10 protein-coding genes and 1 tRNA gene are annotated in these 14,160 nt (G+C 66.8%); 6 read left to right on the forward strand and 5 right to left on the reverse strand.

The annotated features are described in order from the left end of the window. Position 1: 1 nt before the first annotated feature. From TS85_RS05810 to TS85_RS24010, 6 genes are all read left to right on the forward strand, one after another. A complete protein-coding gene (locus tag TS85_RS05810) occupies positions 2–1,852 on the forward strand; it encodes a TonB-dependent receptor plug domain-containing protein (protein WP_044330965.1) in 1,851 nt (616 codons plus the stop codon). Positions 1,853–1,903: 51 nt separating this feature from the next. Beyond that, positions 1,904–2,554, forward strand: a complete 651-nt coding sequence (locus TS85_RS05815; protein WP_044335954.1) for a VTT domain-containing protein — start codon at positions 1,904–1,906, stop codon at positions 2,552–2,554. Positions 2,555–2,980: 426 nt separating this feature from the next. Beyond that, positions 2,981–3,565: an RNA polymerase sigma factor gene (locus TS85_RS05820; protein WP_044330966.1), complete on the forward strand. Its 585-nt coding sequence runs from the start codon at positions 2,981–2,983 to the stop codon at positions 3,563–3,565. Then, a complete protein-coding gene (locus tag TS85_RS05825; protein WP_162184703.1) occupies positions 3,543–4,574 on the forward strand; it encodes a FecR family protein in 1,032 nt (343 codons plus the stop codon). Before TS85_RS05820 ends, TS85_RS05825 begins: the two co-directional genes overlap by 23 nt. A 189-nt stretch (positions 4,575–4,763) precedes the next feature. After that, on the forward strand, positions 4,764–7,682 hold the full coding sequence (locus TS85_RS05830; protein ID WP_052507779.1) for a TonB-dependent receptor: 2,919 nt from the start codon (positions 4,764–4,766) through the stop codon (positions 7,680–7,682). 28 nt (positions 7,683–7,710) lie between these two features. Continuing rightward, entirely contained in the window at positions 7,711–8,997 is a 1,287-nt protein-coding gene (locus TS85_RS24010) for an FG-GAP repeat domain-containing protein (protein WP_052507780.1), read from the forward strand. Between the two features lie 418 nt (positions 8,998–9,415). Here TS85_RS24010 and TS85_RS05840 read toward each other — a convergent pair. From TS85_RS05840 to mreC, 5 genes are all read right to left on the reverse strand, one after another. Next, positions 9,416–9,491, reverse strand: a tRNA-Lys gene (locus TS85_RS05840). A 101-nt stretch (positions 9,492–9,592) separates the two neighbouring features. Beyond that, positions 9,593–10,711 carry a rod shape-determining protein RodA gene (gene rodA, locus TS85_RS05845; RefSeq protein ID WP_044330969.1) on the reverse strand — a complete coding sequence of 373 codons (1,119 nt, stop codon included), beginning with the start codon at positions 10,709–10,711 and terminating at the stop codon, positions 9,593–9,595. Continuing rightward, positions 10,711–12,744: a penicillin-binding protein 2 gene (mrdA, locus tag TS85_RS05850; protein ID WP_044330971.1), complete on the reverse strand. Its 2,034-nt coding sequence runs from the start codon at positions 12,742–12,744 to the stop codon at positions 10,711–10,713. The genes rodA and mrdA overlap by 1 nt, the downstream gene beginning before the upstream one ends. Next, positions 12,744–13,253, reverse strand: a complete 510-nt coding sequence (mreD, locus tag TS85_RS05855) for a rod shape-determining protein MreD (protein ID WP_044330973.1) — start codon at positions 13,251–13,253, stop codon at positions 12,744–12,746. The genes mrdA and mreD overlap by 1 nt, the downstream gene beginning before the upstream one ends. Next, positions 13,253–14,143: a rod shape-determining protein MreC gene (mreC, locus tag TS85_RS05860; RefSeq protein WP_044330975.1), complete on the reverse strand. Its 891-nt coding sequence runs from the start codon at positions 14,141–14,143 to the stop codon at positions 13,253–13,255. Before mreC ends, mreD begins: the two co-directional genes overlap by 1 nt. Positions 14,144–14,160: the final 17 nt, after the last annotated feature.

Raw genomic sequence — 14,160 nt, forward strand, 5'->3', positions numbered from 1 at the left:
GTTGCGGGCAAGCCTGTCCCTGGCGGCGCTCGCCGGCGCCGTGGCCGCTGCGCCCTGTGCGCAGGCCCAGGAGGCGGGCGATGGCAGCATTGTGGTCACGGCGTCGCGCACCGGCGCGGACGCGCAGGTCGCCGTGGCCGACCGCGCGGCGATCGCGCGCCGCCAGCCCGCTTCGCTGCTGGAGGTGCTCGACGCGCTGCCCGGCGTCCGCGCCTTCCCGACCGGCGGCCCCGCGGGGGGCAGCTTCCTCTCGATCCGCGGCGGCGAACCCAATTTTACGGCGGTGATGCTCGACGGGGTTCGGCTCAACGATCCCACCAACAGCGCGGGCGGCGCCTTCGACTTCGCGCTGCTCGATCCGCTGCTCGTCGAGCGGGTCGAAGTGTCGCGCGTCGCCGCCTCCCCCATCCACGGGTCGGACGCGCTGTCGGGCGTGGTCCATATCGTCACCCGCGATCCCGCCGGCCCCGGCGTCCGGGTCGGCGGGCAGGGCTGGCTCGACAGCCGCTATGGCGGCGCGGCCTCGGCCAGCGTTTCGGGCGGTTGGGAAGGCGGTGGGCTGACCGTCGCCGGCGCCGGGTATCGCAGCGGCGATGGCGATCCTGCGGGGGCGCTCGATCGCACCCAGGCCTTTGCCCGTGCGCGCCAGTCGATCGGCAGTTTCCGCCTGTCCGCGCTTGGACTGCACGCCGAGACGCGCGGCACCGGCTTTCCCGAGGACAGCGGCGGCCCGCTGCTCGCGTCGATCCGCACCCGCGAAGCCCGCAAGGGCTACCTCACGCTCGCGGCGCTCTCGCTGACGCGCGCGCCGGGCGCGGCAGTCCGGCCGAGCCTGTCGCTCGCCTGGTCGCGCCAGCGTGCCGAGAGCAGTGCGCCCGCGATTGCGCCGGGCGTACTCGATGGCGTCCCCGCAACCACCTCCGACACGCGGTTCACGCGGATCGAGGCGATCGGTTCGCTCGCCGCGGATCTCGGCCCGCTCACCCTCTCTGCGGGTGGGACGGTGCTGCGCGAGGACGGGCGGAGCCGGGGCACGCTCGATTTCGGCTTTCCCGTGCCCGTGGCGTTCGCGCTCAGGCGCGTGACCTATAGCGGGTTCGGTGAAGCAACGCTTCGCATCGCGGGCGGCGTCACGCTGACCGGCGCGGCGCGCTACGACACGCTCGACGCAGGCAGCGGCAACTGGACCGGCGGAGGCCATTTGCGGTGGGAGGTGGTTCCTGGCGGCCCGCGCCTGTTCGCGCATGTCGCCAGCGGGTATAAACGCCCCAGCCTCTACGCGCTCAGCCATCCGCTGATCGGTAACCCCGCGCTCGCGTCCGAGACCGGGCGCAGCGTGGATGTCGGCGTCGAGCTGCCGCTTCCCGGTGGGCAGGCGAGCGTCGCCCTGTTCGACAATCGCTTCCGCAACCTGATCGATTTCGATCCCGTCGAGTTTCGCCTCGTCAACCGCGATACTGTCGGCACGCGGGGAGGGGAGGGGGCGCTGCTCCTCGCGCTTGGCGGCGGCTGGTCGGGCGCGGGGACGATCACCTATCTGGCGCTCGATAGCGCGACGCCGCTGCGGGGGCGCCCCCGCTGGAACGGGAGTTTGCGCCTCACCTGGGAGAGCGGGCCATGGCGCGCCGAGGCGGCGCTGCGCGGCAATAGTGGTTTCGACGACAGCGCGATCCCGACCGGTGCGCGGATCACCCCGGGCCATGCCGAGGCCGATGCGGGCCTGCGCTACAGGCTCCGCGACCGCCTCGCGCTCCGGCTGATGCTGCGCAATCTGGGAGACAACCGCAGTTGGAACGCGGTGGGCACGCCGCGGCCCGGTCGCAGCCTGCGGCTGTCACTGGTGCTCGATTGACCGCCGTGCGGCACGTGGCTGCGCGCGCCGCCGATGCCAGAGGATGCGCCCGTGCAGGCTAGCCTCCAGTCCGCGCTTCGAATCGCCGCCGCCATCCTCCTTCTGGCGATGTTTGTCCTTGTGCCTTTCTTCCTGTTCGGCCCCACGCTCGAAGCGCGGATGGCGGGCAGCATCGGCGTGCCGGGGGTGGCGACCGCCATGGCGGGGGGGACGCTGCTCGCCCTGGACATCGTCCTGCCGGTGCCGTCGAGCCTGGTCGCCACCGCCATGGGCGCAGCGCTTGGCGGCTGGCCTGGCGCGTTGGTCAACACGCTCGGACTGACTGCCGGTTGCTTGTTGGGGCTGGTGATCGGCCGCTCGGGATCCCCGCTTGCCGGGCGTATCCTGGGGCCGGCCCTTTATGCACGATTCGTCCTGTGGATCGAGCGGAACGGCGTGGCTGCGGTGCTGCTGTGCAGGGCGGTGCCTGTGCTCGCCGAGGCGTCGATCGTCGCCGCCGGCACCGCGAAGGGCAGGACAGGTCCGCTCCTGGCGGCCGCAGGCTTCGCCGATCTTTGCCTTGGCGTCCTTTATGCCGTTGCCGGCGCCGCCCAGGGACCGGCCGCCGCGCCATCGGCACCGGCCTTCGCCGCGGCGGTGGGCATTCCGGTACTCGCCGCGATTGTGTCTCTATCGTGGATAAGGCGGCGGCCTCGCTCGTAATGGGCGGCGAGTCAATCGCAGACTCGCTCCCGCGTTTCACGCGTCCGATCGCATGCATCGCCCCGCCACATTTTCGCTGTCTCCGAGGGTCCTCAGCAACCTCGGAGTGCCCGTTGAATATTTGTGCGAGCGTGCGGGCATTGCGGCGACCAGTGCACGGCCAGCAGCGGCCGTACAATGAATATGTGCACCGCAGAGCGCAGCCGGCTTAAAGCCCGGCCAGTCGGTGCGGCCGAATGCAGCACCGCAGGAGGCCGGTACCTGATCTCGGGGCAAGCCCGGCCCTCGACCGCATCACCGCGTCGGCGTCGCCCATATCGAGTATCGTTTCATAATTCTGTCATCGGACGCGTCTCAACGCCTGGTGTCCATCGCGCCGGATGCGGGCGAGGACCCAACTCATGAGGACGACGGCTCGCTATCCGGATGCAACGCGATCACGACATTGTTGCCCGCTGGGTCGCGCGTGAAATTCTGCCCCACGAAGGCAGGGTCCGCGCATGGCTGGCCAGCCGATGGCGTGGTGCCGTCGATGTCGACGACATCATTCAGGAAGCCTATTGTCGACTGTCGGCGCTGACCTCGGTCGGGCATATCGAGAACCCGCTCGCCTATTTTCGCCGGACTGCCCATGCCTCGGCGGTCGACATCCTTCGCCAGACAACCGCAAAAAATATTCTTTCGATGACGGGAAACGACTGGTTCGACGTCCTTGATGAGAGCCCAGCCGTCGACAGGGCGATGGAAGCCACGGAGGAATTGAGTCGAGTGAACGACGCGCTGGCCAAATTGTCGGACACGTGCCGCCAGGTGATCGAGTTGCGGCGGATCGAGGGCTTGTCGCAGCGCGACACGGCCGAGCGGCTGGGCGTAAGCGAGAACGTCGTGGAGAACAGCATCGTTCGCGGCATCAGACGGGTGCTGGCCGTCATGGCCCACCAGGACGTCGAGACTGGTGGGGATGAGGACAAGCGAGAGGTGGAGCGGATTGGCAAGCACGGTTCTCAGTGACGACATGAACGAGCAGGCGGCTCACTGGGCTGCGCGCGCGCTGGATGGCGAGATCCCGGCCGCGATGGCGGGCGACTTCGGCGCGTGGATGGCGGCGGATCGCCGCCACCGCGGTGCTTATCTGCGCGCGCGCGCCGCGCTGTACGCGATCGAGGACACGGTCCTGGAACATCGCGATGCCGCGAGAGGGGATAGGCGCCCGGCGATTGTCGCAGTCGCCCGCAAGGAGGACGACGCGCCCGTTGATGCGTCCCGCCCGCTTGGCCGGGGCTGGAGCCAGCGGATCATGGTCGGTGGCACGCTGGCGGCGTCGCTGGCGCTGGCGGTGGGGCTGGGCGTGCCGGCGCTGTCGCCAACGCGCGTGCCGCCGCGCCCAGCCGTCGGGCGCGCGCTGACGCTGGCCGATGGCTCGGTCGCCACGCTGGGCGACGGCGCCCGGATCGACTTCGCGATGCGCGACGGCGTGCGGAAGGTGGTGCTGCTCCAGGGCGAAGCGACGTTCGATGTCGCCAAGGATCGCCAGCATCCGTTCGTGGTGCAGTCCGGCGACGTCTATGCGCAGGCGACTGGCACGCACTATTCGGTGCGGCGTGTCGGCGCTGCCGGCGGTGCGGTGCGCGTGAAGGAAGGCAGCGTATTGGTATGGGGCAGGGACGAGCGCGACCAGGCGGTGGTGCTCCGCGCGGGCGACGCGCTGACGCTGGAGCCCGGAACCGGCCACCCCGACAGGACGGAAGCGGCGCGACCGGCATCCCCGCCACCGCCACCGCCACCGCCGCCGGAACTGGCGCAGATCTCGCTCGACAACGTCACGATCGAGGCGGCTGCGCGACGCTTCAACCGGATCAACCGCGCCCAGATCGTCATCGCCGATCCCGCCGTTGGCCAGGTCCGCATCGTCGGGCTGTTCCGTGCGAACGACCCAGAGCGGTTCGCCGAAGCGGCTGCGGCAGTTGCGGGCGCCATCGTCGAAGTCAGAGGCGACAGAATTGAAGTAAAAATGAAATAATAATGACGCGTTAAATTAATATTTCCGGCGGTGACGGAAATATATCTGCGGCCCTGTCTTTAGTCGTGAAAACACCAAAGTGGGGACGCATTCATGATTTCGAAACATCTTCGGGCGAGCGCGGCGATTGTCGTGGTCGCAAGTGCAATTTGCGCGCCTGTCGCAGCCCAGGCTCAGGCCCGGGTCCAAGTGTTCGAGGTGGCCGCCCAGCCGGCTTCGACAGGGGTCAAGGCACTCGCCCGGCAGGCGGGCATCCAGGTCATCGTTGCCGGGGCCGATGTCGACGGGCGCACCACGAATCGTGTGACGGGCAAGCTGGACACGCGCGAGGCGCTGGAGGCGCTGATCGCCAATACCGGCCTGATCATCCGCTCCTTCGACGGGCGGACCGCCGTGCTGGGCCTGGAGACCGCCGACGCCGCCTCCGAGCTGGTCGTCACCGGATCGCGCGTCGTCCGTAATGGCTATCAGGCGCCGACGCCGCTGACCGTGCTGAGCGGCGACGAGATCGCCCGCTCCGCGCAGGTCAACATCGCCGAGCAGATCAATCGCCTGCCTGCGCTGGCCGGCAGCAACAATCCGCGCAACACCGCGAGCAACATCAGCGGCGGCTTCATGGGCATCAGCACGCTGAACCTGCGCAATCTGGGCGCGACGCGCACGCTGGTGTTGCTCGACAGCCAGCGGTTGCCCGCCGCTTCGCTCAACGGCCTGGTCGACGCCAATTCGATCCCAAGCGCGCTGGTGAAGCGCGTCGACATCGTCACCGGCGGCGCGTCGGCCGCCTGGGGCTCCGATGCCGTAGCCGGCGTCGTCAACTTCGTCCTCGATCGCGACTTCACCGGGGTGAAAGGCAGCGTCCAGGGCGGCGTCACCACCTATGGCGACGACAAGAATTACCGGGTGTCGCTCAGCGCCGGCACCGGCTTCGCCGACGGCCGCGGCCATTTCCTGATCAGCGCCGAGAACTGGTATAGCGAGGGCATCGAAGGCATGCCGCGCGACTGGTATCGTGGGCGCAAGACGCTGTTCAACCCCAATTACACCGCCACCAACGGCCAGCCCGAATATCTGGTGCGCGACGGAGTCGGCTATACGACGGTGGCGCCGGGCGGAATCGTGACGACCGGCCCGTTGCGGGGCTTGTACTTCGGGCCGGGCGGCACGCCGGGACAGCTCAACTTCGGTTCGATCGTCAACAACCCGTTCATGGTCGGCGGCGACTGGCGCTACACCGATTTCGGCAACGGCCCGCAGAATCTGGATCCCGAAGTCTCGCACAAGAGCGTCTTCTCGCGCCTGAGCTACGGCATTACCGACAGCGTCGAGCTGTTCGGCGAATTCTCGTACGTCCAGGCGAAGACCAAAACCACCGGCACGCCGATGTTCAACTTTGGCGGCCTGATCATCCAGCGCGACAATGCGTTCCTGCCCGATGCGGTGCGCCAGCGGATGGTCGATCTGGGCGAGAGCACGCTGAATGTCGGGAGCTGGAACGCGGCGATCGGCGGCATCGTCACCGAAACCCGCCACGACCTGTATCGCTATGTTCTGGGCGCCGAGGGCCGTTTCAACGGCTTCGGCACGGACTGGCGCTGGAACATCCGCGCCAACCGCAACGTCAGCAAGTTCTTCAACGGCACCACCCTGCCGATCACGGCGAATTACAGAGCGGCGATCGACGCGGTGCGCGCGCCCAGCGGCGCGATCGTGTGCCGCTCCACCCTGACCGACCCCGGCAATGGCTGCGTGCCCCTGAACATCCTCGGCACCGGCGTGGCCTCGTCGGCCGGGCTCGATTATGTGATGGGTCATTCCTATCTCAACGCCACGATCACCCAGGACATCGTCTCGGCGACGGTGCGCGGCGAGCCGATGTCCACCTGGGCCGGGCCGGTCTCGATGGCCTTCGGCGTCGAGCATCGCCGCGAGGAGGAATCGGGCCAGAGCGATCCGCTATCGCTGAAGAACAGCTATTGGGCTGGCAACTACAAGCCGATCCATGGCGCCTACACGGTCAGGGAAGCGTTCCTCGAAGTCGTCGTGCCGCTGGCGGCGAATACCAGCTGGGCGCGGTCGCTCGACCTTAACGCGGCGATCCGCGCGACCGACTACAGCACTTCGGGCTATGTCACGACCTGGAAGGCGGGCCTCACCTATGCGCCGGTGCCCGACATCCGGTTTCGCGTAACCCGTTCGCGCGATATCCGCGCCGGCAACCTGTCCGAGCTCTTCCAGGCGGGCCAGACCAACACCACGACCCTGGTCGATCCGTTCAAGGACAACCAGTCCTATACCGTCTTCCAGACGACCGTCGGCAACCCGGTGGTGCGCCCGGAAAAGGCCGACACGCTCAATCTTGGCGCGGTGTTCCAGCCCGGCTTCCTTCCCGGCCTCTCGGCTTCGGTCGATTATTTCGATATCCAGGTGAAAGACGCGATCGCCACGCTGGGATCGAGCACGATCATCAACCAGTGCTTCCAGGGCAATGCGTCGCTTTGCTCGCTGATCGAGCGCGACTCGGCGGGGTTCATGACCGAGATATTCCTGCGGCCGATCAACCTCGCCCGCCAGACGGTGCGCGGGCTGGATTTCGAGCTGGGCTATCGCATGCCGGTACTGGGGGACGGCGTGCTGTCGTTCCGTGGCCTCGGCACGCGCTATCTCGAAAGCAGTTCGGACAACGGCATCAATCCGCCAACCTCCAACCTTGGCGAGAACACCGGGGTGCCGACCTGGCGCTATCTGGCCGAGATCGCGCTCGACAAGGGGCCGGCGTCGCTTTCGGTCACCGGTCGCGGCTTCAGCGACGGCGTGATCTCGAACAGCTTCATCGAATGCACGACCAACTGCCCGACCTCGACCAGCCTTAATCGCACGATCGACAACAACCATGTCGACGGCGCCTTCTATATCGACCTGTCGGCCAGCTATGCGATCAACGATGGCGTGAAATTCTACATCGCGGTGGACAATGTCGCGAACAAGGCGCCAGCGCCTTACGCCCCATCGGGCACCGGCATCGGCAGCGCGCAGATCGGCATCTCGCAGACCTATTACGATGTGATCGGCCGGTCCTTCCGCGGCGGCGTGCGGTTCCAGTTCTGATAGCCCTCCGGACGGGAAAGCAACGCCAATGACCATCGCGACCACCATGGCCATCCTCCTCGCCGGGCTGGCGCACCTATCCGGACCCGCCCTGCGCGAGAAAGGGGACCGGTGGTCGCAATGGAATGTCGCCGGCGCCGCGCAGGATGCCGTCGTCCTGCCGGTGTGCACCGGTCCCTATCAAGTCTCGTCGGGCGACCTGAATGGCGACGGCCTGCCCGACTTGATCGTCCCCTGTCGCGGGGAGCTTCTATCCCCCAAGCTGGCGCGGCCCGCGAACGACCAACTGACCGTCTATCTCAACCCGGGAAAGAAGGGCGCGTGGAGGCGCCGAGACTTCACCGTCGGCTTCGGCCCCTATCACTCGGCCACCGGCGATCTGGACGGCGACGGGCTTCCCGACATCGTCGTCCCCAACTACCAGTCCAATGACGACCGCGACCTGGTGATCCTCTATGGCGCGAAGGATCGGGAAAGGCTTTTTGAGCCAACCACGTACCTGGGTTTCGACACGCGCGACCTGGTCAACGAATATGGCCTCGATGCCGAAGGCCAGCCGCGCTATTCCACGCCGGGCCTGACCTCGGCGATCATCGCCGATGTGAATAGCGATGGCCGGCCGGACATCGTCGCGGCCTCGTATCAGTCCAACGTCTTCTACGTCCTGCTGAACGAGGGCGGGCGGCGCTTCCGCACCATCCGCTATCCACAACAGGCCGCGCCCTATGATCAGATGCTCGGTGGCCCGCGCGACATCGCGCCTGCCGATTTCGACGGCGATGGCGTGCTCGACCTGGCCTTCTCAATGTATGAATCGAACCTGGTCGAAGTGTGGCGGGGTGACGGGAAGGGCGGCTTTGCGCCGTGGCGGCGCGCGCCCTCGTTCGGGCGGATTCCCTATCACCTCAAGGCCGGCGATCTCGACGGCGACGGCCGCGCCGACATCGTCGTGGGCAACCGCAGCACTAGCGACAATGTGGTGGTATTGCGCAATCGGAGCGATCGCTTCGTCTATGACGGGTCGTTCGGCCCACAGACTGCCCGGCGCGGCGAAACCACTGCGGACGAGATACGCGACGTGGTGCTCGCCGACCTCGATGGAGACGGCATCCTCGACCTGATCGCCGCCGCTCGCGAATCCGGCAAGCTCGTCTTCTGGCGCGGCACCGGCAGGACAGGGTTCAACCAGGCATTCGCCGACCGCCGCGTAGCCGAATTTCCCGGCAAGGGGCCTCGGGGCATCGCAGTGCTTCCCGGCGCGGTCGCCGTGATCTTCTATAACAGCAGCGAGATCGCGATTCTGAAAGGGCCATAGCTTCGCGCCGTATTGACCGGACGACAGGAAGTTCTGACATTTTTCAGCCGACGCGCGCCTTAGCCAGGTATCGCGTTGGCAGCGTCGCGTTCGAAACCCTACCCACGTTTGCGGTCGATTTGCGTCATCCCGGACGAGGGAGAGGAGTCCGCAAATCGCGTCCCACAAGTTCCAATCCCTCCGCCGCAAAGCCCAGGTCAGGCCGGAAATCCGAAGCGATGGTGCGCCGCTACGCGCACATGTCGGTGACGCATTTGCAGCCTTACGCAGACCAGCTGATTTTGAGGGCAAATCGAGTCACACTGCCCCGAGAGAGAAAAGCCCGGTCAGGGTCACAAAAATGGTCACAGTGAGAGAGCATTTCGGCTCAAGCTCGTGGCTGATACTGGCCTAAGTAACTGATATATAATGAAAGAAATGGTGGACGCACTTGGGCTCGAACCAAGGACCCGCTGATTAAGAGTCAGCTGCTCTACCAACTGAGCTATGCGTCCGTACCGGCGTTTCCGGTGCCTTTGGAGGGGGCACCGCCGCGTTTGGAGGTGCGCCTTTAGCGTCCGGTTTCGCGTATTGTAAACCCCAAAAGCCAGATTTTTTACCAGCGGGAGACCTGGCGGCTCTCGCGGTCGATCGAGAGGAGGATGCCGAAGCAGATCATGATCGTCATCACCGCCGTCCCGCCAAAGCTGATCAGCGGCAGTGGCACGCCCACTACGGGCGCCAGGCCCATCACCATCGCCATGTTGATCGACGCATAGAGGAAGATCGTGCCCGACAGGCCCGCGGCGGTCAGCCGCCCAAAACGGCTCTTGGCGCGCAGGCTGACGCTGATTCCCCAGCCGATCAGCAGGCTGAAGGCGATAATCAGGAACAGCCCGCCCATCAGCCCCCATTCCTCCATCATCGTCGCCAGCGCGAAGTCGGTGTGCCCCTCGGGCAGATAGTCGAGATGGCTCTGGGTGCCGTTGAGGAAGCCCTTGCCGAAAATGCCGCCCGATCCGATCGCGATCTTGGACTGGCTGATGTGATAGCCGGTGCCGAGCGGATCGCTCTCGGGATCGAGGAAGGTCAGCACGCGGTTGCGCTGATACTCGTGGAGCAGGAAATTGACGGCGAGGGGAATCGATACCGCCAGCGCCAGCGCACCGCCGATGAACAGCCGCAGCGGCACGCCGGCCAGGAACACCACCATCACGCCGCACCCGGTGATCATCAGCGCGGTGCCGAGATCGGGCTGGAGCATCACGAGCCCCGCAGGAACGCCGATCAGCACCGCCGCCGGCCAGATCGCGCCGAACTTCCGGATCTCCCCCACCGGGAGCAACTCATAGAATCGCGCCGCCGCGAGCACGATCACCGGCTTCATCAGTTCCGAAGGCTGGAGCCGGATGATCCCCAGATCGAGCCATCGCTGCGACCCGCCGGCGACCGCGCCCAGCAATTCGACTCCCACCAGCATCAGCACGATGACGAGGTACATCGGGAAGGCGCCGAGCGCCCAGAAACTCTCGGGCACCCGCGACAGCAGGATCGCCATTGCGAGGAAGGCGAACAGCTTGATGCCTTGCAGCGAGGCCCAGGGCTGGAGGTTTCCGCCGGCGGCCGAATAGAGCACGACCAGCCCGAACATCCCGATCGCGATGACCAGAAGGATGACCTTCCACGGCAGCTGCGCCAGCGGCCGGGGAATGATGCCGGGACCGAGCGTGCTCATCAATCGCCTTCCACGCTGCCGCGCGCGGCAGCCTCGCTGTCTATCGTGTTGCTGGTCGTGGCGTTCGCCGCCGCGGAGGCGACATGGCTCGCCGCTTCCTCGGCATCCTCGGGCGCGGGCGGCGGCGGAGCGGCCTGGGCGGCCTTGAACGCCTTGGCCTGGGCCTCGGCGCGCTGATTATAGTCGCCGCCCCAGGTCGGCTCGACTTCGCGCAGCGACTTGATCGCGCGATCGCGGTCGAACAGGAAGGTCATGATGTCGCGCCCGATCATCGGCGTGTCGAGGTTGCGGACGGTGTGGCCGTTATGCTCGAGCACGATTCCCGCCGCATATTTGGGGTTGTCGGCGGGCGCGAAGCACACGAACAGCGCGTGATCGCGCAGCTTGAACGGCAGCGACGCGTTGCCGAGAACGCCCGAGCGCCGCTCGGCCATCGTGATTCGCCGGACCTGCGCGGTGCCGGTCTTGGCGGCAAGCGTGACGCCCGGCACCTGGATCCGGCTCGCGCCGCCGGTGCCGCCGCTGTTGACCACCCCGAACATCGCGTCGCGGATGATCGCAAGCTGTTCGGGCGTCGACCCGAGCGCCGCCGCCTCCTGACGCGGTGCATCGGCCAGCAGGCGCGGGATCAGCGCGCGCCCCGATGCCAGCCGGCTCGCCATCACCGCCAGCTGGAGCGGGTTCGTCAGCACATAGCCCTGGCCGATCGACGCGTTGAGCGAATCCGCGACCGTCCATTTCTCCTTGTAGCGTTTGAGCTTCCATTCGCTGTCGGGGACGGTGCCGTAGCGCTGGGTGGAGAAGGGCAGGTCGAACTTCTGGCCGAGCCCCAGATTGCGCGCCACGGGTGCGATCGCGTCATAGCCGACGCGGCGGACCATCTCGTAGAAATAGATGTCGCAGCTCTGCATGATCGCGTTTTTCAGGTCGAGCGGCCCATGCCCGCGCCGCCGGTGGCAATGGAACACGCCATTGCCGACGCGCAGCGCGCCCGAGCAGTTGATCCGCATATTGGGGTCCACCCCAGCCTGCATCAATGCGAGCCCGTTCATCGGCTTCACCGTCGATCCCGGCGGATACAGGCCCTGGAGCACCTTGTTCATCAGGGGGACGTGATCGTCCTCCGACAGCATCTTCCACTCGCTCTGGCTGATGCCGTCGGAAAAGCTGTTGGGGTCATAGGCGGGCATCGACACCATAGCGAGGATGTCGCCGGTGGTGCAGTCGATCACCGTCGCCGATCCCGAATTGGTGCCGAGCCGCCGCGCGACATATTCCTGGAGCAGCGCGTCGATCGTCAGCTTGACGTTCTTGCCGGGCTCGTCGGGGCGGGTTGCGAGTTCGCGGACCAGCCGACCGTGCGCGGTCACCTCGACGCGCTTTGCCCCCGGGGTGCCGCGCAAGTCATCTTCCAGCATCTTCTCGATGCCGTCCTTGCCCAGCTTGAAGCCGGGGGTGACGAGCAGCGGGTCCTTGTCCTTCTTGAACTGTTCGGCGGACGCGGTGCCGACATAGCCGACGAGATGGCCGACGCCTGCGCCCAGCGGATAGTTGCGCGCGAACCCCCGCGTCGGGGCGACGCCCGGGAGCTCGGGCAGCCGCACGCTGACCGCCGCAAACCGGTCCCAGTCGAGATTCTCGATCACCTGCACCGGCTGGAAGCCCGCCGCGCGCTTCAGGTCGACCTGGATGCGCGCCATGTCCTCTGGCGTCAGCCGCAGGATCTGCTGGAGCGTTGCCAGCACCTGCTCGCGATTCTCCAGTCGATCGGGGATGATGTCGACGCGGAAATCGGTGCGGTTGTTCGCAATGGGGATATTGTTGCGGTCTACGATCCAGCCGCGGCGCGGCGGCGTGAGCGTCAGGTTGACGCGGTTGCTCTCCGCCATCAGCCGGTAGCGCTCGTTCTCGAACACCGACAGCCACGCCATCCGGCCCGCGAGGACCAGCGCGACGCCGCCCTGCATCGCGCCGAGCACGATCGCGCGCCTGGAAAAGCTGTATGCCTGCGAAGCTTCGGTAATCCGGACCATCAACTCTTCTTAACGTCGCTGTCGAGCCACGAACAGAAGCGCGAGATCACGGGGAAAAGCGACACCGAAATGACGATCTGGAGCAATAAGGCGGTGTCGACATGCGCGCTGAAGGGCAGGGCGATCAGCCGTCCCGCGATGAGCGCGAACGCCATGCCCCCCGCGGCGATCAGCCAGTCCTGCCAGAAGTCGCGCCACACCAGCCGCGTGTCGAGCACATCGATCACCAGGATGCACATTGGCCATAGCAGCATCGCCGATCCCAGCGGCTGGCCGCTGAGTATGTCGTCGAAGAAACCAAGCGGCACCGACGCCCATACCGGCATCGAATCGCCCCGCGTCAGCCGCCAGCCGAGCAACAGCATCAGCCCGAAGGGCGGCAGGAACGGCACCACCGACACGATCGGCAGCAGCGTCATCATCGATCCCAGCACGATCGAAAGCGGTGCGAGCCACCGCGCGCGGGGGGGCCGTTCGGCCCTGCCCAGCGGGATGAAGTCGCTCGTCATCAGGGGGCCGTCGAAGCGCTGGGCGAGGGTGTGGGGGAGGGCGCAGGCGGCGGCAGGAAGGTCTGCTGCACCAGCGCAAAGTCGAGCGCGTCGGGGTTGGCGGTCGGCTGGCCGATCGCGACGTCGCGCTGGGTGCGGATCACGCGCGCCACTGGAATATTGGGCGCAAACACCCCGCCGGTGCCCGACGTGACAAAGGTGTCGCCGGGCCGGAAGGTCAGCGTCGCCACGCTCGCCGATCGGATGTCGAGCAGCCCGTCGCCGCGTCCCGATGCGATTGCCGGCATCCCGTCGCTGGTGCGGCGGACGGGCACGATGCTTTCCGCGTCGACGATCAGCAGCACGCGCGCGGTATTGGGGCTGGTCTCGATCACCTGGCCGATCAGCCCCGCGGCCTGACGCACCGGCTGGCCATGCCGCACGCCCTGCCACGCGCCGGCGTTGAGCGTCGCGTAGCGCCGCGTGCTGGAGATCGACGAATTGACCAGCCTGGCGGCAACGACGGACTCCGGGGTCGCATCGCGCAGCTTGAGCAATTCGCGCAGGCTGCGATTCTCCTGGTTGAGCGTCCGCGCGCGCGACACGAGGATGTCGTTGTCGGCAAGCTGCTTTTTCAGCCGCGCATTCTCATTCCGTACGTTGAAATAGCTGCCGACTCCCTCGGGCACCCCGGCGATCCCCGATCGCACCCAGGCGAAGCCCGAGGAGATCGGCGTAGTCACCTCCGCAAACGCGCCGCGCACCGCGGCGAAGGCGGGGGGATTGAAGGTCGATAGCAGCAGCAATGCCGTCGCGATCAGCGCACCGCCGACCAGGCCGACATAACCGAGGAAAAGCCCGTACTGCGCCCGCCGCGAAAACCCCGGGCGCCGATTTCGTGGCGGCGCCATGTCCCCCTAGCCCCCTT

It is taken from the genome of Sphingomonas hengshuiensis (assembly GCF_000935025.1).
GTDB classification, from domain to species: Bacteria; Pseudomonadota; Alphaproteobacteria; order Sphingomonadales; family Sphingomonadaceae; genus Sphingomonas; species Sphingomonas hengshuiensis.